We start from the raw sequence: 18,229 nt of genomic DNA, 5'->3' as shown, positions 1-18,229 counted from the left end.
CACGAACGGCATTCCCACGCTGGAGCGTGCGGAACGATAATCTCAACTGTCGTGCCGAAGTTCTTCAGCCATCGTGCGACGCTCCGCGTCCGGTCTTGCATTTGCGGTGCGGCGCAGACTTGTGACGCAGAGCGTCACGAACGGCATTCCCACGCTGGAGCGTGCGGAACGATAATCCCAACTGTCGTGCCGAAGTTTTTCAGCCATCGTGCGATGCTCCGCGTCGCATGCCGTTCTGGACGCTCCGCGTCCTGTCTTGCGTTTGTGGTGCGGCGCAGACTTGTGACGCAGAGCGTCACGAACGGCATTCCCACGCTGGAGCGTGCGGAACGATAATCCCAACTGTCGTGCCGAAGTTCTTCAGCCATCGTGCGACGCTCCGCGTCGCATGCCGTTCTGGACGCTCCGCGTCCGGTCTTGCATCTGCGGTGCGGATTTATGACACTTTTATTTCAATGAATCCCACCCTGTGCGATGCTGGCGCCAAGGCTAATAGCCGACTAAAAGCTTAGTAGAGCGTTACACCCTTTCCCCGCTCGCTACATGCGCATCTTTCAATTCATCGCCTGAACGGGCAAACCTCAGGGGGCTTTCAGCATGCTGACCCTGCTCGATTTGCTATCTGCCGTCGCCCTGCTGATCTGGGGCACGCATATCGTGCGCACTGGCATCCTTCGTGTTTACGGTGCACAACTTCGTCGTTTACTCAGCCAGAACATGTCCAAGCGACCACTGGCGTTCATCGCCGGCATTCTGGTGACAGCCATGGTGCAGAGCAGCAATGCCACTGCCATGCTGGTGACCTCATTTGTCGGCCAGGGGCTGATGACGCTGACACCGGCGCTGGTGATCATGCTCGGCGCCGATGTCGGCACGGCATTGATGTCCCGCGTGCTGACGTTCGATCTGTCGTGGCTGTCGCCGTTGCTGATTTTCCTTGGCGTGGTGTTCTTTCTGTCGCGCAAGCAGACCCGTGCCGGTCAGTTGGGGCGGGTCGGTATCGGCCTGGGCCTGATCGTGCTGGCGCTGCAATTGATCGTCGCAGCGGCTGCACCGATCACCCAGGCGGCCGGGGTCAAGGTGTTGTTTGCCTCGTTGACCGGCGACCTTCTGCTGGATGCGCTGGTGGGCGCCATGTTTGCGCTGATCTCCTATTCCAGCCTGGCGGCAGTTCTGCTGACGGCCACCTTGGCGGGCACGGAAGTCATTGGTCTGCCAGTGGCGATCGGCCTGGTGATCGGTGCCAATATCGGCAGCGGTCTGCTGGCGTTTCTCAGCACCAGCATGCAGAACGTCGCTGGCCGGCAAGTCGCCTTGGGCAGTCTGCTGTACAAACTGTTCGGCCTGTTGCTGATCTTTCCGGTGCTCGACCCGCTGGTTGCCTGGATCGACACGCTGGGCTTTCGTCCGCAGGAGTTGGTGATTGGCTTTCACCTGATCTACAACACGTTGCGCTGCCTGATCATGCTGCCTACCGTCGGCCCGATGGCGCGGTTGTGCGCGGCCTTGCTGCCGCAGCAGAACGAGGTCGGTGGCCTGGCCAAACCTCGCCACCTGGACCTGACCGCATTGTCGACGCCCAGCCTGGCGCTGGCCAACGCGGTGCGCGAAACCCTGCGCATGGGCGACTTGATCGAGAGCATGCTGGGCTCGATGCTCGCGGTGCTGCGCGGCACGCAGACGGCGGTCACTCAGGAAGTGCGGAGTCTCAACGATGACGTGGAAGCGCTCTACAGCGCGATCAAGCTATACCTGGCGCAGATGCCGCGTGAGGACCTCGGCGAGCACGATAACCGGCGCTGGGCAGAGATCATCGAGTTGACCATCAATCTGGAACTGGCCAGTGGCCTGATCGAACGCATGCTGCGCAAGATCCAGCAGCAGAAGACCTCGCACCGCCGCTCATTCTCGGAAGTCGGCCTGGAAGAACTCGCCGATCTGCAGATCCAGTTGCAGTCGAACCTGCGTCTGGGGCTCTCGGTGTTCCTCAGCGGTGACGAGGAAAGCGCGCGTCAATTACTGCGTGAAAAACGCCGTTTTCGAGCCCAGGAACGCCGTCTGGCGCATGCTCACGTCAGCCGCCTGCGGCAGAAGGTTGTGCAGAGTATCGAGACCAGTTCGCTGCACCTGGAACTGATTGCCGACATGAAACGCCTGAACTCGCTGTTTTGCAGCAGCGCTTATGTGGTACTGGAAACGGCCGACACCGGGGCCTTGTCGAGCGAGAGTGAGCCCTGACGATCACTATGAACGTAAGGGCCTAGGTGAAGTCTGTTAAACATACCGGCCCGCCAGGAAAGCTGTTTTATGCGTTGCCTGCTGTTCGCTTGTCTGCTCCTCGGTTCACTCCCTTCGTTTGCCCTTGACCGCCTTCAGGTCGAGGGCTATCTGCTGCCCAATGGTTTGCAAGTCCTTCTCAAGCCCGGTTCCGAAAAGGGTCACGTCGCCATCCGGCTGGTGGTAGGTATCGGTTTCGATGACTTCCCCTGTCAGGACAAGGAGCTGCCGCATCTGCTGGAACATCTTCTGTTCAGCGGGGTTGATGACAGCGGTGAAGGCGGTCTGGAAGAGCGCATGCAGGCACTGGGCGGCGAGTGGAACGCATTCACCAGCAATGCCGATACCACCTTCGTGATTGAAGCCCCCGCGCGAAACCAGCGCAAGGTGCTCGACCTGCTACTGGAGATCATGACCAAAACCGAGCTCAGTCAGGCACGACTGGACGGCGTCAAACGCGTTGTAGAGCGCGAAGACGGCGGGCACTTTTCACATTTGCAGCGCCTGCTCGACCGGCGTGACTCGGGGCGCAGCGCCAGCAGTCAACTGGCGGTGGAGCTGGGCCTCAAATGCGCCGAGCGTCCTGAAGTGGATGACATCAAGCTGGGCCATATCGAAGATGTATTTGCCAACTGGTACGCGCCCAATAACATGACGCTGATCGTGGTTGGCGATCTGGACAAGCTGCTGCCGGCCTATCTGGAGCGCACTTACGGCAAACTGGCACCCACCGACCCGATCGATCACCCGCCGCTGGCGCAAAGCACGGGTTCAGCCGAGCCGCGACGCGAGCTTGAGCGCGGCGGACTAGGCGAGAGTGTCAAGCTGCACCTGATCTACCCCGAGCCACAGCTCGACGACCAGCACGACGAAACCTGGGAGCTGGTCAAAGCCTATCTTGACTGGACGCTCTACACCGAGCTGCGTCTGAAACACAGTTTGTCGTACGGTCCTTCTGCCGAGCGGGAAGTGTTCGGCGATGTCGGATTTCTGAGCCTGAACGCCGATGTCGAGCGGGACGATGCCGATGAAGCCGAGCGGGACATCCGCAGTATGGTCGAGCGCCTGCAAAAAGAAGGCATGCAGCCCGCTACATTTGCACGGTTACAACAGCTCGCCATCGACCGGCAATCGTGGGCCACACAAGGCAATAGTGCACTGGCCGACTATTATTGGAGCGCGCTCAATGATTACGAAAACGGGCGCTTCGAAGACCCAGCCAAACGCATCAAGGCGGTGAAGCTGGAGACAGCCAGCCAGGCCATGCGCCAGCTGCTCGCCCAGCCGGGCTACATGCGAATTGAAAAACCTCTGTTCAGTTATGACGGTCTGTACTGGCTGATTGGCGGGGTGCTGGGCCTGATAGCCTTGTTGGCCGTGTGGCGCTGGCGTGTACGCAACAAATAGAATCCTGACGCCGAACTGCATTGGTGGTGTTGGCTGCGCGCTGCGCTTGTTACGCTGCGCGGTTTTTTGTATGAACAGAACCGAGTGAACCCCCGAATGTTTGACGTGAACCGCTATGTGACGCCCGTGCTCAACTTGATGCAGCGCTATCCGGGGCTCATTGCGGCGTTTGGTTTCGTTTCAGGTATCGCCAGTTTTATCCTGGTTGACCGCCAGGCAGGGCTGGCCACCTGGATTGCCGTGGTGATGCTGATCAGCTGGCTGTGGCTGATGGTCGAAAACACCATGGTCGGGCTGCTCAACAAGGCGCTGGGCCGCGAGATTCCGCAGGGTTTGCTGCGCTACGGCACGCAGATGATCCATCAGGAAAGCCTGTTTTTCGTGTTGCCGTTCTTTTTCATCACCACCACCTGGAACAGTGGTCAGGCGGTATTCACTGCGGTGCTCGGCGCCGCCGGGCTGATCTCCATCATCGACCCTCTCTACTACAAGTGGCTGGCGCCCAGACGCTGGCTGTTCATGACGTTGCACACTCTGACACTGTTCGCGGCACTGCTGACCGCGCTGCCGATCATCCTGCACCTCACCACCGCCGAGAGTTACAAACTGGCGCTGGGCGTGGCGATGCTGCTGTCGGCACCCAGCCTGATGTCGAACTTCCCGCTCAACACCTGGCGCAGCGCGCTGGCCGTGATCAGCATCATCCTGGCCATCGGCGCGGCGGGCTGGTTGCTGCGCTCCTGGGTGCCGCCTGCGACGCTCTGGTTGACCGAAGTGGCGGTCAGCCCGGACTTCGATAACAAGAACCGCACACCGGGCGACAGTATTTCGCTGATCAGCGCCAAACAGCTGCGCAACGGCGGCCTGTATGCGTACACCGCCATCAATGCGCCGCGCGGTCTGGATGAGCGTATCTACCATGTGTGGTGGCATGAAGGCGAAGAGATGGACCGCATCGCGCTGGATATCCACGGCGGCCGCAAGGAAGGCTATCGCGCCTGGACACGCAAACAGAACTTCCCGGAGGACGTGACAGGGCGTTGGCAGGTGAGGGTGCTGACCGAGGACGGCCAGATGATCGGCGTGCTGCGCTTTGTCGTCACCGACAACGATCAACCGGCCGTGAAACGACCTACAGGCCGGATAATCAAACTCAAGCCGGGCGGCGACTCGGCTGAGGAAGTCACACCTGAGTCTGCACCCGCCGATCAGCCGAAGCAGGAAAAGCAGGAGGCAGCACCTGCCGAGTCGGCACCTGCTGAATCTGCACCGCAGGCTCCGGCGCAGTGAGCCGTCAGGAAGCGGTCGCGCCGAAGAACCAGTAGCAGACGAAGATCGCAGCCACCACACCGGCAAACTCGGCCAGCAGTGCGCAACCCACTGCATGGCGAGCGCGCTGAATGCCCACAGCGCCAAAGTACACCGCTAGCACGTAGAACGTGGTTTCGGTGCTGCCCTGAATCGTTGCGGCGGCCAAGGCTGCGAAGCTGTCGACGCCTTGGGTCTGCATGGTTTCGATCAACAGTGCCCGGGCGGCGCTGCCTGAGAAGGGTTTGACCATCGCGGTCGGCAACGCATCGACGAAGCGTGTATCCAGCCCCAGCCACTGCACCACATGCCGAATACCTTCCAGGCCAAAGTCCAGCGCGCCGGATGCGCGCAGCACACCCACTGCGCAGAGCATGGCGACCAGATAAGGCAACAGGCTTTTGGCGACGTCGAAGCCTTCCTTCGCACCTTCGACAAAGGCCTCATAGACCAGCACCTTGCGCAGCGAGCCGATGATCAGAAACATCATGATCAGGCCAAACAGCGTGAGGTTACCCAGAATGGACGACAGGCCCGCCAGCGCAGCCGCCGACAATGTGCCGAGAAAGGCCATGAACGTACCCAGCAGCAGGGCGCCGGGGATCAGGTAAGCGAGCACCACCGGGTCCCACAGACGCAGACGCTGCATGAGCGCGACCGACAGCAGGCCGACGATGGTCGAGACGCTGGTGGCCAGCAAAATCGGCAGAAATACCAGGGTAGGGTCGGGAGCACCCTGCTGGGCGCGATACATGAAGATAGTTACCGGCAGCAGCGTCAGCGAGGAGGCGTTGAGCACCAGAAACAGGATCTGCGCGTTACTGGCGGTGGTCTTGCTCGGGTTGAGTTCCTGCAGCGAGCGCATGGCCTTCAGACCGATAGGCGTGGCGGCGTTGTCGAGACCCAGCGCGTTGGCGGCGAAGTTGAGGGTGATCAGCCCGAGTGCCGGGTGGCCGGGCGGCACTTCCGGCATCAGGCGCAGAAACAGCGGACCGAGAACCTTGGCCAGCCAGTCGACGATGCCCGCCTTCTCGGCGATGCGCAAAAAGCCCAGCCACAGCGTCAGTGTGCCGAACAGCAGCACCATGACCTCGACCGACAGTTTGGCCATGGCAAAGATACTTTCGACCATCGCCGCAAAAATGCCGGCGTTGCCGCCCACCAGCCACTGCACCAGCGCGGAAATCGTCGCCACGACAAAAAAACCAAGCCACAGGCCATTGAGCATCGGATAAGTCCCTCACAAGATGCGGCGATGATAGCGGCGGGGTGCGCTGGAGGGAAATCGGCGGAGGCCGTACGGCGCAATCAAGAGCGGACGCAGAGCGTCCAGAACGGCATGCGACGCGGAGCGTCGCACGATAGTTGCGATTATCGCTCCTCACGCTCCAGCAGGGAAATACAGGTCTCGACGCTCTGCGTCGCCAAGAGGACGCGGAGCGCGCCAGAGCTGCATGCGACGCAGAGCGTCGCACGATAGTTGCGATTATCGTTCCTCACGCTCCAGCGTGGGAATGCCGTGGGTGACGCTCCGCGTCACAAATCTGAGAGGCGCCGCATACTCAAGATCGGACGCGGATCGTCCAGAACGGCATGCGACGCGGAGCGTCGCACGATAAGTTGAGTTGTGGTTCCACAGGCTCCAGGAATGCCTTGGCGGTACTCAGCGCCCGGCCAGCAGTTCCTGACCGCGGACCACGGCGGCGCGGACCTGTTCGGGTGCGGTGCCGCCGATGTGGTTACGGGCGTTGACCGAGCCTTCCAGGGTCAGCACGGCAAACACGTCCTGCTCGATCTGATTGCTGAACTGACGCAGTTCTTCCAGGCTCATTTCTGCCAGGTCCTTGCCGGTTTCCACACCATATTTCACGGCATGGCCGACGATTTCGTGGCAGTCACGGAACGGCAGACCACGACGGACCAGATAGTCGGCCAGATCGGTTGCGGTCGAGAAACCGCGCAGCGCCGCTTCACGCATGATGGCGTGCTTGGGTTTGATTGCCGGGATCATGTCGGCGAAGGCACGCAACGAGTCACGCAGGGTGTCGGCGGCATCGAACAGTGGTTCCTTGTCTTCCTGATTGTCCTTGTTGTAGGCCAGAGGCTGGCCTTTCATCAGGGTCAGCAGGCCCATCAGGGCACCGAACACGCGGCCGCTCTTGCCGCGTACCAGCTCAGGCACATCGGGGTTTTTCTTCTGCGGCATGATCGAGCTGCCGGTACAGAAGCGATCCGGCAGATCAATGAACTGGAACTGCGCACTAGTCCAGAGCACCAGCTCTTCGGAGAAGCGCGACAAGTGCATCATCGCGATGGACGCCGCCGAGCAGAATTCGATAGCGAAGTCGCGATCCGATACGCCGTCCAGCGAGTTGCCGCCCACGACGTCGAAGCCCAGCAGTTTGCAGGTCAGTTCGCGGTCGATCGGGTAGGTGGTGCCTGCCAGCGCAGCGCTGCCCAGAGGCATGCGGTTGAGACGCTTGCGGCAGTCGACCAGACGCTCGTAGTCGCGGCTGAGCATTTCGAACCATGCCAGCATATGATGACCGAATGTAACGGGCTGGGCGGTCTGCAAATGGGTGAAACCGGGCATGATGGTTTCAGCTTCGCGCTCGGCCTGGCCCAGCAGGCCTTGCTGCAGACGCGTGATTTCGCTCAGGATCAGGTCGATTTCGTCGCGCAGCCACAGACGGATATCGGTGGCGACCTGATCGTTGCGGCTACGGCCAGTGTGCAGCTTCTTGCCGGTGATACCGATGCGATCGGTCAGGCGTGCTTCAATGTTCATGTGCACGTCTTCCAGATCGACGCGCCACTCGAAATTGCCGGCCTCGATCTCGGCCTGGATGGTGTTCAGGCCGTCAACGATGGTGTCACGCTCGGCGTCGGTCAGAACGCCCACCTTGGCCAGCATCGTGGCGTGGGCGATGGAGCCCATGATGTCGTGGCGATACAGACGTTGATCGAAGGTGACGGAGGCAGTGAAACGCGCGACAAACGCGTCGACGGGTTCACTGAAGCGGCCGCCCCAGGACTGATTGGTCTTGTCGGTGCTCATGGATTCGCTCGTTGCTAACAGAAAGTGGCGTGCCCGTTACCTGGCACAAGGGCGATTGCGATGATAACAGGGTTGATGCATTTTTATCCCCGGACAGCTTGCCGCTGACGAGGCCAGGGCAGAGACTGGAGGCATGCGAATCGAACCTGTGAAACACGATGCCCGGCCTGTGCCCGGCAAAGACTTTTTCCTCCCCGAACTGTGCCTGCCGCAGGCATTGCTGGTGCTTGTCGTTCTGGCGGAGCTGCTGGTGCTGGTTCTGGTGCTGGTAGAACCGATGCGTACCGGCTTCGACTGGGTACGTCTGGCGCTGATGTCGCTGTTCGTGCAATGGATCGTGCTGCTCTCCGCAGCGCTGCTGTGTGGTTTGCGACCCTGGCTGGCGCGCCTGACACCGGGGCTGGCAGGCATGCTCAGCTGCCTGCTGGTGGTCGGCCTGACGTTGCTGTGCACAGCCGTCACCGATGTCTGTCAGCTCACCGGACGGATCTCGATCGGCGGGATGGTCGAGCGCTACCTGCGCTACTCGACCATCGCGTTGATCATGTCCGCCCTGATGCTGCGCTATTTCTATCTGCAGAGTCAGTGGCGCAAGCAGCAACAAGGCGAGCTGCGCGCCAGGATCGAATCGCTGCAGGCGCGGATCCGCCCGCACTTTCTGTTCAATACCCTCAACAGCATTGCCAGCCTGGTTGCCAGCAACCCGGTCAAGGCAGAGCAGGCGGTACTCGACCTTTCAGACCTGTTTCGCGCCAGTCTGGCCAAGCCCGGCAGCCTGGTAACGTGGGGCGAGGAGCTGGCATTGGCAAAACGATATTTATCGATTGAGCAATATCGTCTTGGCGAGCGTCTACAGTTGGACTGGAGGGTGAGTGCAATTCCCGATGACTTGCCGATTCCCCAGCTAACCTTGCAGCCATTACTTGAAAACGCTTTGATTTATGGCATTGCTCCGCGAGTCGAGGGGGGCGTTGTAACGGTCGAAGCGAACTATGAAGGGGGAGAGTTCATATTGAGCGTCAGTAATCCCTATGAAGAAGTTGCCAATCGGCAGACTTCCAACGGTACTCAGCAGGCTCTGACGAATATAGGCGCACGTATTGCGGCACTTTTTGGCCCGCATGCCAGTCTGAGCGTGGAGCGCCGTGACGGTCGTCACTACACCTGTCTACGCTATCCTTGTGCGAGACTCACGCAGGAAGCCAGAGCTATATGAATGTCCTGATCGTTGATGACGAACCCCTGGCCCGCGAGCGATTGAGCCGCATGGTCAATGAGATTGAGGGTTATCGAGTACTGGAACCCAGCGCCTCCAATGGTGAAGAAGCCTTGGCGCTGATTGAAACTCACAAACCGGACGTGGTGCTGCTCGATATCCGCATGCCGGGTCTCGATGGCCTGCAGGTTGCAGCGCGCCTGTGCGAGCGGGAAGCTCCGCCTGCGGTCGTGTTTTGCACTGCCCACGATGAATTCGCCCTGGAAGCTTTCCAGGTCAGTGCAGTCGGCTATCTGGTCAAGCCTGTGCGCTCCGAGCACCTCGTCGAAGCATTGAGGAAAGCCGAGCGGCCAAACCGCGTGCAACTGGCGGCGTTGACCCGTCCGGCTGCAGAAAGCGGATCGGGCCCGCGCAGCCATATCAGCGCGCGGACCCGCAAAGGTATCGAGCTGATTCCACTCGACCAGGTTATCTACTTCATCGCCGATCATAAGTACGTGACCTTGCGTCATGAGGGTGGCGAAGTGCTGCTGGACGAGCCGCTCAAGGCGCTGGAAGACGAATTCGGCGACCGTTTCGTGCGCATTCACCGCAATGCACTGGTGGCCCGCGAGCGAATAGAACGGTTGCAGCGCACGCCGCTGGGGCATTTTCAGCTGTTTCTCAGAGGGCTTAATGGCGATGCGTTGATCGTCAGTCGCCGCCATGTAGCCGGTGTACGCAAGATGATGCAGCAGCTCTAGAGCTCCCCGCTCTGGAGCCTGGGCATCAAAACCGAGTCACGGAACTGGTCGGGTTTTCAGATCTGTGTGTTCTCCGGTTTGTCTGCGGGGCACCGTCCTGCCCCCTCAGCCACTGGCCGATTCGGTGATCGAAGTCAGTGGGCTGACGCAAGTTTTCAGTCGGCGCTGAAGCCACCCTGACTGAGCTGTTATTATCCGTCGCATTCACTCAGTACGGATTGTTCAATGTCCTCTCGCGAAATCCGCATCGCCACGCGCAAAAGTGCGCTGGCACTCTGGCAGGCAGAATACGTAAAGGCCCGTCTCGAACAGGCTCATCCCGGCCTGCTCGTGACGCTGGTGCCCATGGTCAGTCGTGGTGACAAGCTGCTCGACTCCCCACTGTCGAAAATCGGCGGCAAAGGTCTGTTCGTCAAGGAGCTGGAAACAGCGCTTCTGGAAGACAACGCCGATATCGCCGTGCATTCGATGAAAGACGTGCCGATGGATTTTCCACAAGGCCTGGGCCTGTTCTGCATCTGCGAGCGTGAAGACCCACGCGATGCGTTCGTGTCCAACACCTTTGCCAGCCTGGACGAACTGCCAGCCGGCAGCATCGTCGGCACCTCCAGCCTGCGCCGTCAGGCGCAATTGCTGGCGCGTCGTCCCGATCTGCAGATCCGCTTCCTGCGTGGCAACGTCAATACGCGCCTGGCCAAGCTCGATGCCGGCGAGTACGACGCCATCATTCTTGCCGCGGCGGGCCTGATCCGCCTGGGCTTTGAAAATCGTATCACCTCGGCAATCAGCGTTGACGACAGCCTGCCAGCGGGCGGCCAGGGCGCGGTGGGTATCGAATGCCGCAGCGTTGATGCCGAAATTCATGCCTTGCTTGCCCCTCTGCATCACGAAGACACCGCCGTGCGCGTGATTGCCGAACGCTCGCTGAACAAGCACCTCAACGGTGGTTGCCAGGTGCCTATCGCCTGTTATGCCGTGCTGGAAGGCGATGACGTCTGGTTGCGCGGGCTGGTGGGCGACCCGTCCGGGAGTGTATTGCTGCACGCCGAAGCCCGCGCACCACAGACATCCGCCCAGGCGCTGGGTGTACAGGTGGCCGAAGCATTGCTGGCGCAGGGTGCCGCGGACATTCTGAAAGCGGTGTATGGCGAGGCCAACAACGAATGAACACCTGGCGCCTGTTGCTGACCCGCCCGGCCGAAGAATCGGCAGCGCTGGCGAACGTGCTGGCCGAGGCCGGTATCTTCAGCAGCAGCCTGCCTTTGCTCGAGACAGAGCCATTGCCCTTGACGCCTGCACAGCGTTCGATCATTTTCGAGCTGCTCAATTATTGTGCAGTGATCGTGGTCAGCAAACCTGCGGCGCGGCTGGCCATCGAGCTGATCGACGAAGTGTGGCCACAGCCACCCATGCAACCCTGGTTCAGTGTGGGTTCAGCAACCGGGCAGATACTGCTTGATTACGGGCTCGATGCGAGCTGGCCGGAGCAGGGCGATGACAGCGAAGCCTTGCTTGAGCTGCCGCGCCTGAAACAGGCGATTGCCGTACCGGGAAGCCGTGTGCTGATCATGCGCGGTGACGAAGGACGCGAACTGTTGGCCGAGCAATTGCGCGAGTTGGGGGTGGGAGTTGATTACCTGCCGTTGTATCGTCGCTACCTGCCGCAGCATGCCCCCGACGCCCTGCCGCAACGTGTTGCGGTGGAACGCTTGAACGGGCTGGTGGTCAGCAGTGGGCAGGGTTTTGAACATTTGCTTCAGCTGGCGGGTGATTCATGGCCGGACCTGGCCGATTTGCCACTGTTCGTACCAAGCCCCCGGGTTGCCAGCATTGCGCAGGCAGCTGGAGCCCGGACCGTTATTGATTGTCGTGGCGCCAGCGCCACGGCATTGCTGGCAGCGTTGCGGGATCAACCTCAGCCTGCCGTCAAGGCGTAATGATCGACACTTGTCGTTTACGCTATTACGCCAAAATGCAAAGGATGGGATACGTGAGCGAAACAGCCTTGCCTAAAGACGATGAATCGGTGTTGAAAACGCCTGCACCCAAGCCTGACCCAGTACGTGCCGAGCGCACCGGCAGCCGCAGCAGTGGCCTGGTATTCCTGGCCTTGCTGCTGGGTATCGCGGGTGTCGCGGTCGCAGGCTGGGGGGTCTGGCAACTGCGCATGCTGCAAGCCGGCCACCAGCAGCAGCGCGGCCAGGTTGAAGACATCGCCGAACAGACGCTGGTACTGGCCCAGAATGATCAGCAACTGAGCGCACGCCTCGCGCAATTCCCGCCTGCCGATCAGTTGGCAGACAGCAGACGTCTGGTCGCGCAATTGCAGGGCGATCAGCAGCGCCTCAGCCAGCGACTCGAAACCGTGCTTGGCGCGAGCCGCAAGGACTGGCGCCTGGCCGAGGCCGAGCATTTGCTGCGTCTGGCCAGCCTGCGTCTTTCAGCACTGCAGGACATCAACAGTGCTCAGGCGCTGGTTCAGGGTGCCGACGAAATTCTGCGTGAGCAGGACGACCCCGGCTCCTTTGCGGCCCGCGAGCAACTGGCCAAGAGCCTTGCCGCCTTGCGCAGCGTTGAGCAGCCAGACCGCACCGGACTGTTCCTGCAACTGGCCGCCCTACGCGAACAGGCTGAGCAGCTCAATAAGCTGGCACCTGAATACGAAGACAAGGGCGAGTCTCTTCTGGGCCTGACCGCCGACAAGACTGAACAAAGCCGGTGGACGCAATGGTGGGACGAAATTTCCCATTACTTCCGTATCGATTTCAACGCCGACAAGGATATCCGCCCGGTATTGGCGGGCCAAAGCCTTTCCCAAGTGCGTCTGGCTCTGAGCCTGGCGCTGGAGCAAGCGCAATGGGCGGCGCTCAACGGCGAGCCGCAGGTCTACACCAAGGCCATTACCGAAGCGCAGAGCGTTCTGAAGGCCAACTTCGATCAGGACGACCCACAGAGCAAAGTGCTCGGCCAAGGGCTTGAGGCTCTGGCCAAACAGCCCGTATCGGTCAAGACCCCTGATCTGGCGCAGAGCCTTAGCTCGGTGCAGGCCTACCTTGAACGCCGTCATGCCGCGGGCCAGCCAGCCGAGGCGCAACAGGGGACCAGCCGATGAAGCGCTTTTATGTGCTGTTATTCATCGCTATCGCCGCCGCGGCGCTGATTGGTGTCGCCATCGCCGAGCATTCCGGCTACGTGCTGATCGCCTATCAGAACTTCCGCTATGAATCGAGCCTGTGGGCAACGCTGGCGCTGCTGGTCGCAGTTCTGCTGGTGATCGCCCTTCTGCGGCTGGTCATCACGCTGCTGACGACGTCAGGCCGCGTGGTCAACCCATGGTCGCGTCGTAACCGCCGTCGCCGTGTGCAACTGGCTATCGAGCATGGCCAGATGGACCTTGCCGAGGGACGCTGGGCCAGCGCACAACGTCATCTGCAACGGGCGGCGGAAGCCGATGCCCATCCACTGCTTTACTACATTGGCGCCGCCCGCGCGGCCAATGAGCAGGGGCGTTACGAAGACTGCGATGCCTTGCTGGAGCGTGCGCTGGAGCGTCAACCACAAGCCGAACTGGCAATAGCCCTGAATCACGCTCAACTGCAACAGGATCGTGGCGACACCGAAGGTGCGCTCACCACGCTGCTGGCAATGAAAGAGCGTCATCCACATAACCCTCAGGTGCTTCGCCAGTTGCAGCGTCTGTATCAGCAACGTGGCGACTGGTCCGATGTTGTTCGTCTGATGCCGGAGCTGCGCAAGGACAAGGTCCTGCCAGCCAAGGAGCTTGCCGAGCTGGAACGCCGCGCCTGGGGCGAGAACCTGACCCTGGCGGCGTACCGCGATGGTATCGAAGGCTCACCCACCGGGCTGCCATCGCTGGAAAGCGCCTGGCAAGGACTCGCCTCCGCACAGCGTCAGGAGCCGCAACTGGTGCTGGCGTATGCCGATCAATTGCGTCGTCTGGGCGCCGAAGCTCAGGCTGAAGAGGTGCTGCGTAGCGCCCTCAAGCGCGAATACAACAGCCATCTGGCGCGTCTGTATGGCCTGGTGCGCGGCAGCGATCCGCTGAAGCAACTGCAAACGGCAGAAGGCTGGCTCAAGCATCATCCTGCCGATCCAAGCCTGTTGCTGAGCCTGGGGCGTATCTGCCTGCAAGGCCGACTGTGGGGCAAGGCGCGGGATTATCTGGAGAGCAGCCTGCGTCTGGAACGCAATCCCGAGACCTGCGCAGAGCTGGCTCGTCTGCTGGCCCAGCTGGGTGAGACGGATCGCAGCAATACGCTGTTTCAGGAAGGCCTGGGCCTGCTCGACGAACGCTTCCTGTCGCGCCCTGTGCCTGTGCTGACCAAAGCATAAAGCTGCCGGAGAGCCCCGTGCGAGGGCTCTCCATGCTGTCTCGAAGACCATCAGAAAATAGTTCGTGAGAATCTTCCTACGCCGATGTGTAAAAGAACCACGCAGTAGTGTGTTTGTTTTCCCAGGTAAACAGCGACTTATCCGCACGCCGCCACCTTGAATGCGCCGTACCCTTTCCTCTACCGTAATCGCCTCGTCCTTTGTTACGGATTTGCCATGTATCTGGCTCGCACACGCTTCCTGTTTTTCCTGGCATCGCTGGCCTGTGCATCAATCATTGGCACCGCCTTTTATCTGCAGCAAACCTTCGGCCTCGACCCTTGCGTCCTTTGCCTGATACAACGCGCGGCAATCATCGCCTGCGGTGTGTTGGCATTGTGCGCTGCCTGCCACGCTCCCGGCCCGACAGGCATGCGGCGCTACAGCCTGGGCTTTCTGCTGATCGCGCTGACAGGGCTTGTTACGGCAGGCGCTCAGGTATGGCTGCAAACCGCCTCGGCAGATCAATTGATACCTTTCATTACCAGACTGGAGCATCTGTTAAGCCTGCTCTCGCTGGAGATGTGCATTGACCGGTTGCGAAGCGATGCAATGTTTTGCGCAGAAATCACCTGGACCCTGTTCGGTATAAGCCTGCCGGAGTGGAGTCTGCTGGCATTTACCGGCCTTGCGCTGTTACCCCTGTATCCTCTTTTCAGCGAATTCAGCCACTGGCTGGCGACCAAAGATCGGGCCAGGTATTAAACGCTTGTATGAACTTTATCTCCTGCGTACCTTGAAGGCCTTGTCGAGCGGGCATAATCTGGCCCGCACGCGTCACTGGAAATATGCTGTCCTGGCGCATCTATCAGGCCAGGTACAGGCTAACCGCCAGGACCGGCCCAGGACTGCATGCCCCTGAAGGGAAGAGAGAAGACCATGCTGGAAAGTTGTCAGAATGCTCAGGAACGCTGGGGCGGAGTCAATAAGCTGATTGATCGCTGGCTTCAAAGCCGCCTCGAACTGGTCGAAGCCTACGATGCGCTGGGCGACACGCCCCAGGCTTTGGCAGCCGACCTTGAAGGCTTGCAGAACTTCTGTGGAGTTCTTGTCGATTACGTCTCGGCCGGACACTTTGAGGTCTATGAACAGCTGGGCGATGAAGCCCGCGCGTTCAACGACGAGCGTGGGCTTGAGCTGGCTGACACGATCTACCCGCGCCTGGACGTCATTACCAAGTTTGCGTTGACGTTCAATGATCGCTGCGACAAGGGCGACTGCTCGGACGCTACGGTGGTGGCCAAGGAATTCAACCAGCTGGGGCAGCTGCTGCACGAGCGCTTCGAGCTGGAAGACTGCCTGATTGAAGTGCTGCACAACTCCCACAAGGAAGAGATCGCCGCGCAGGTGTGACCGCTCGCGTGCAAAGGCTACAAATGCCAAGGGTGCGTTTGCACCCTTTCGCGTTTCTGAATTCCGGATTTACATCCGCTTACTGTGAAACGGCAATCAGCTCGATTTCAAATACCAGCGGAGTGAACGGATCGATCAGGTCGCCAGCACCCTCGGCACCGTAGGCTTGATCCGAAGGAATCACCAGTCGCCATTTCGCGCCAGTCGGCATGGTCTGCAATGCGCTGGTCCAGCCGCTGATCACGCTGTCGAGCCGGAACCATTGCGGCTGAGTGCTTTGATCGAAGATCGTGCCGTCCGGCAAGCGCCCCACATAGCGTACTTCAACCCTGCCATTGGCATCAGGTTTGGGGCCCGTGCCGGGTGTCAGCTCGGTCATGAGAATCCCGTCAGCCAATACCTTCACACCCGGCTTGGCCTTCTCGCTGTCCATGAACGTGCGCTCGGCCTTCAGGGCTGCCTCGGTAGGCGCGTCTGTGCCTGCGGTCTCGGCCTGCGCGATTGCCGCGTCATGCTCACGCAGAACCTGGTCGATACGTTCCTGCTTGAGTGCCAGCGGCTTGCCCTGATAAGCCTGTTTCAGACCGTCGACAAGCGCCTTGAGGTCAAGGTCAGGGACTTCCTGATGCAAGCGTTCACCAAGGCTTGCACCCAGGCTGTAGGCGAGATCGTGACCATCATCGGCCGCCGCAGGTGGTGCTTCGGCAGCTTGAGCCAGGGGTAGCAAGAGGAACAACGACGTTAACAGGTAGCGCGACATTAATGCTCTCCGGCCTGGGAAGGCAGCGATTATGCCAGCGCCAGCGCGTGTAGTGACGAGTCTTGCGAAGTGAATTTCACAATGCCTGCGCATCGTGTCGGGCAATCATTTTTTGCAGTATGCAACAGCGCCCCCTGGATGCTGTCAAGATGCGCTAGCGGCGATGCGCGCAGAAGCCTAGTATGAGCCGCAATTTCGTCACCCAGGAGGTAAGTCATGTCGGCCAAAAAGAAGCCAGTAAATACTCCGTTGCATTTGCTCCAACAATTATCGGGCAGCTTGCTTGAACATCTGGAAGACGCCTGTTCCCAAGCCTTGGCTGATGCCGAGAAACTGCTCGCCAAGCTTGAGAAACAACGCGGCAAGGCGCAGGAAAAACTGCACAACTCCCGCATCAAACTGCAGGACGCTGCCACCGCCGGAAAATCCAAGGCACAGGCCAAGGCCAAAGACGCCGTTTCCGAGCTGGAAGAGTTGCTCGATGCCCTCAAGGATCGCCAGACCGAAACCCGCACCTACATTCTGCACCTCAAGCGCGATGCCCAAGAGAGCCTGAAGCTGGCCCAGGGTATCGGTCGCGTGAAAGAGGCGGTCGGCAAGATCCTGACCACTCGCAATGCCAAGCCTGCGGCCCCTAAAGCCGCCGCCAAAGCAGCGACTGCCGCTACAGCAAAAGCACCTGCAAAAACCGCAGTGAAAGCGGCCGCTGCCAAGCCAGTCGCCAAAACTGCTGCCAAGCCTTCGTCGGTCGCCAAGCCTGCAGCCAAACCTGCGGCAACCAAAGCCCCGGTGAAAGCTGCCGCCAAACCTGCCACCCGGGCAGCGGCAGCAGCGAAGCCTGCCGCGGCAAAAACAGCCGCCGCCAAGCCGGTTACGGCTAAACCTGCTGTCACCCGGTCGGCTGCCAAAGCGGCTGCGGCCAAGGCACCTGTCGCCAAAACGACGGCAAGCAGCGCTGCCAAACCAGCAGCAACAAAAACTCCGGTAGCCAAACCAGCGGCGAAAGCCCCGGTGAAAGCGCCCGCGAAGGCCGCGACCAAAGCACCAGTCAAGGCGCCTGTGAAAGCAGCAGCCAAGCCTGTCGCCAAACCTGCGGCCAAGCCAGCAGCGAAGCCGACCGCCGCCAAACCGGCTACGCCAGCGCCTGCTGCCGCTGCCAAGCCGACGACGCCTGCACCTGCCGCGCCATCTGCTGCACCGGCAACACCTGCCAATGGCGCAACGCCAACCAGCGCTTCCTAAGTCTGGTCGACGGCAAGATCAACCGCGATGCGCAGCACATCCAGCGCATCGCGGTTTTTTTCTGCATCCCCTTCGGCAAGTTCGAGCAGCCACTCGTCTGCATTCCTCGCCTCACCCGCCGGCCAGTCCCCGGTCAGTGCCTCAAGCTTTATCATCAGGCTCTGTTCGGCCTCCAATTCCAGCGCCTTGACCTTCATCCGTAATGTAGCCAGCAAGGCATCTTCAAGCGCCGCATTGCGCCATTGGTTACGCAAATCCCGTAGCGGACGCACGACATCGTCATGCCAAGGTGTCGCCAACTGCTTTATTTGCGCTAATCGCTGCGCATTGCACGCCACGTCGCGCGTGCCGAGCCATACCCCGCAAAGCACCATGCACACGTTGGCCCCGTTGGCCTGCAGCGTCAGACAAGCCTGCTCTACACCCGGACGGGCATAGAAATCGAGGGTGAAACTCCAGAGCGCTGAAGGCAT

Annotated in this window: 16 protein-coding genes; 12 read left to right on the top strand and 4 right to left on the bottom strand. The window is 60.5% G+C overall.

Features of this window, described 5'->3' with window-relative positions; genetic code table 11:
• Positions 1 to 597 precede the first annotated feature (597 nt).
• From KP808_RS00335 to KP808_RS00325, 3 genes are all read left to right on the top strand, one after another.
• A complete protein-coding gene (locus KP808_RS00335; RefSeq protein WP_230017234.1) occupies positions 598 to 2,238 on the top strand; it encodes a Na/Pi cotransporter family protein in 1,641 nt (546 codons plus the stop codon).
• Positions 2,239 to 2,307: 69 nt separating this feature from the next.
• The gene (locus tag KP808_RS00330; RefSeq protein WP_230017233.1) at positions 2,308 to 3,684 is read left to right on the top strand and encodes a M16 family metallopeptidase; all 1,377 of its coding nucleotides are present in this window, start codon (positions 2,308 to 2,310) and stop codon (positions 3,682 to 3,684) included.
• Positions 3,685 to 3,780: 96 nt separating this feature from the next.
• Positions 3,781 to 4,974, top strand: a complete 1,194-nt coding sequence (locus KP808_RS00325; protein WP_058409836.1) for a DUF5924 family protein — start codon at positions 3,781 to 3,783, stop codon at positions 4,972 to 4,974.
• Between the two features lie 4 nt (positions 4,975 to 4,978).
• Here the strand turns inward: KP808_RS00325 and KP808_RS00320 are convergent, their stop codons facing one another.
• Entirely contained in the window at positions 4,979 to 6,220 is a 1,242-nt protein-coding gene (locus KP808_RS00320; protein WP_058409837.1) for a nucleoside recognition domain-containing protein, read from the bottom strand.
• 435 nt (positions 6,221 to 6,655) lie between these two features.
• Entirely contained in the window at positions 6,656 to 8,050 is a 1,395-nt protein-coding gene (gene argH, locus KP808_RS00315) for an argininosuccinate lyase (RefSeq protein WP_016980491.1), read from the bottom strand.
• Positions 8,051 to 8,183: 133 nt separating this feature from the next.
• On the opposite strand from argH, the gene KP808_RS00310 reads away from it, so the two are divergent.
• The 8 genes from KP808_RS00310 (at position 8,184) to KP808_RS00275 (ending at position 15,754) form a co-directional block, all read left to right on the top strand.
• Positions 8,184 to 9,266: a sensor histidine kinase gene (locus KP808_RS00310; RefSeq protein WP_044321083.1), complete on the top strand. Its 1,083-nt coding sequence runs from the start codon at positions 8,184 to 8,186 to the stop codon at positions 9,264 to 9,266.
• Positions 9,263 to 10,009 (top strand): LytR/AlgR family response regulator transcription factor, encoded by a 747-nt coding sequence (locus KP808_RS00305; RefSeq protein WP_002551374.1) that lies wholly within the window; start codon positions 9,263 to 9,265, stop codon positions 10,007 to 10,009. Before KP808_RS00310 ends, KP808_RS00305 begins: the two co-directional genes overlap by 4 nt.
• Before the next feature lie 225 nt (positions 10,010 to 10,234).
• Positions 10,235 to 11,176, top strand: coding sequence for a hydroxymethylbilane synthase (hemC, locus tag KP808_RS00300; protein WP_058402445.1), 942 nt, complete (start codon positions 10,235 to 10,237; stop codon positions 11,174 to 11,176).
• Positions 11,173 to 11,946, top strand: coding sequence for a uroporphyrinogen-III synthase (locus tag KP808_RS00295; RefSeq protein ID WP_058402446.1), 774 nt, complete (start codon positions 11,173 to 11,175; stop codon positions 11,944 to 11,946). The genes hemC and KP808_RS00295 overlap by 4 nt, the downstream gene beginning before the upstream one ends.
• Before the next feature lie 53 nt (positions 11,947 to 11,999).
• A complete protein-coding gene (locus KP808_RS00290) occupies positions 12,000 to 13,121 on the top strand; it encodes a uroporphyrinogen-III C-methyltransferase (protein WP_057403653.1) in 1,122 nt (373 codons plus the stop codon).
• Positions 13,118 to 14,362 carry a heme biosynthesis protein HemY gene (locus KP808_RS00285; RefSeq protein ID WP_230017232.1) on the top strand — a complete coding sequence of 415 codons (1,245 nt, stop codon included), beginning with the start codon at positions 13,118 to 13,120 and terminating at the stop codon, positions 14,360 to 14,362. Before KP808_RS00290 ends, KP808_RS00285 begins: the two co-directional genes overlap by 4 nt.
• A gap of 216 nt (positions 14,363 to 14,578) precedes the next feature.
• On the top strand, positions 14,579 to 15,106 hold the full coding sequence (locus KP808_RS00280; protein ID WP_230017231.1) for a disulfide bond formation protein B: 528 nt from the start codon (positions 14,579 to 14,581) through the stop codon (positions 15,104 to 15,106).
• Positions 15,107 to 15,280: 174 nt separating this feature from the next.
• Positions 15,281 to 15,754, top strand: coding sequence for an Rsd/AlgQ family anti-sigma factor (locus KP808_RS00275; RefSeq protein WP_057405717.1), 474 nt, complete (start codon positions 15,281 to 15,283; stop codon positions 15,752 to 15,754).
• Positions 15,755 to 15,833: 79 nt separating this feature from the next.
• On the opposite strand, the gene KP808_RS00270 is transcribed toward KP808_RS00275, so the two are convergent.
• Positions 15,834 to 16,514 carry an FKBP-type peptidyl-prolyl cis-trans isomerase gene (locus KP808_RS00270; protein WP_002551367.1) on the bottom strand — a complete coding sequence of 227 codons (681 nt, stop codon included), beginning with the start codon at positions 16,512 to 16,514 and terminating at the stop codon, positions 15,834 to 15,836.
• Between the two features lie 216 nt (positions 16,515 to 16,730).
• On the opposite strand from KP808_RS00270, the gene KP808_RS00265 reads away from it, so the two are divergent.
• On the top strand, positions 16,731 to 17,756 hold the full coding sequence (locus KP808_RS00265) for an AlgP family protein (RefSeq protein WP_230017230.1): 1,026 nt from the start codon (positions 16,731 to 16,733) through the stop codon (positions 17,754 to 17,756).
• Here the strand turns inward: KP808_RS00265 and KP808_RS00260 are convergent.
• Positions 17,753 to 18,229 carry a TIGR02444 family protein gene (locus KP808_RS00260; RefSeq protein ID WP_230017229.1) on the bottom strand — a complete coding sequence of 159 codons (477 nt, stop codon included), beginning with the start codon at positions 18,227 to 18,229 and terminating at the stop codon, positions 17,753 to 17,755. The two genes, KP808_RS00265 and KP808_RS00260, sit on opposite strands and share 4 nt — an antisense overlap.

The organism is Pseudomonas savastanoi (assembly GCF_020917325.1).
Taxonomy (GTDB): domain Bacteria; phylum Pseudomonadota; class Gammaproteobacteria; order Pseudomonadales; family Pseudomonadaceae; genus Aquipseudomonas; species Aquipseudomonas amygdali.
This window is presented reverse-complemented; position numbering and strand designations above follow the sequence as displayed.

Bases quoted from the DNA above. Each gene is read 5' to 3' on its own strand.
- hemC (WP_058402445.1), top strand. From the start codon at position 10,235: ATGTCCTCTCGCGAAATCCGCATCGCCACGCGCAAAAGTGCGCTGGCA.
- KP808_RS00295 (WP_058402446.1), top strand. From the start codon at position 11,173: ATGAACACCTGGCGCCTGTTGCTGACCCGCCCGGCCGAAGAATCGGCA.
- KP808_RS00320 (WP_058409837.1), bottom strand. From the start codon at position 6,220: ATGCTCAATGGCCTGTGGCTTGGTTTTTTTGTCGTGGCGACGATTTCC.
- KP808_RS00270 (WP_002551367.1), bottom strand. From the start codon at position 16,514: ATGTCGCGCTACCTGTTAACGTCGTTGTTCCTCTTGCTACCCCTGGCT.
- KP808_RS00285 (WP_230017232.1), top strand. From the start codon at position 13,118: ATGAAGCGCTTTTATGTGCTGTTATTCATCGCTATCGCCGCCGCGGCG.
- KP808_RS00275 (WP_057405717.1), top strand. From the start codon at position 15,281: ATGCTGGAAAGTTGTCAGAATGCTCAGGAACGCTGGGGCGGAGTCAAT.
- KP808_RS00310 (WP_044321083.1), top strand. From the start codon at position 8,184: ATGCGAATCGAACCTGTGAAACACGATGCCCGGCCTGTGCCCGGCAAA.
- KP808_RS00265 (WP_230017230.1), top strand. From the start codon at position 16,731: ATGTCGGCCAAAAAGAAGCCAGTAAATACTCCGTTGCATTTGCTCCAA.
- KP808_RS00330 (WP_230017233.1), top strand. From the start codon at position 2,308: ATGCGTTGCCTGCTGTTCGCTTGTCTGCTCCTCGGTTCACTCCCTTCG.
- KP808_RS00280 (WP_230017231.1), top strand. From the start codon at position 14,579: ATGTATCTGGCTCGCACACGCTTCCTGTTTTTCCTGGCATCGCTGGCC.
- argH (WP_016980491.1), bottom strand. From the start codon at position 8,050: ATGAGCACCGACAAGACCAATCAGTCCTGGGGCGGCCGCTTCAGTGAA.
- KP808_RS00325 (WP_058409836.1), top strand. From the start codon at position 3,781: ATGTTTGACGTGAACCGCTATGTGACGCCCGTGCTCAACTTGATGCAG.
- KP808_RS00305 (WP_002551374.1), top strand. From the start codon at position 9,263: ATGAATGTCCTGATCGTTGATGACGAACCCCTGGCCCGCGAGCGATTG.
- KP808_RS00335 (WP_230017234.1), top strand. From the start codon at position 598: ATGCTGACCCTGCTCGATTTGCTATCTGCCGTCGCCCTGCTGATCTGG.
- KP808_RS00260 (WP_230017229.1), bottom strand. From the start codon at position 18,229: ATGCCTTCAGCGCTCTGGAGTTTCACCCTCGATTTCTATGCCCGTCCG.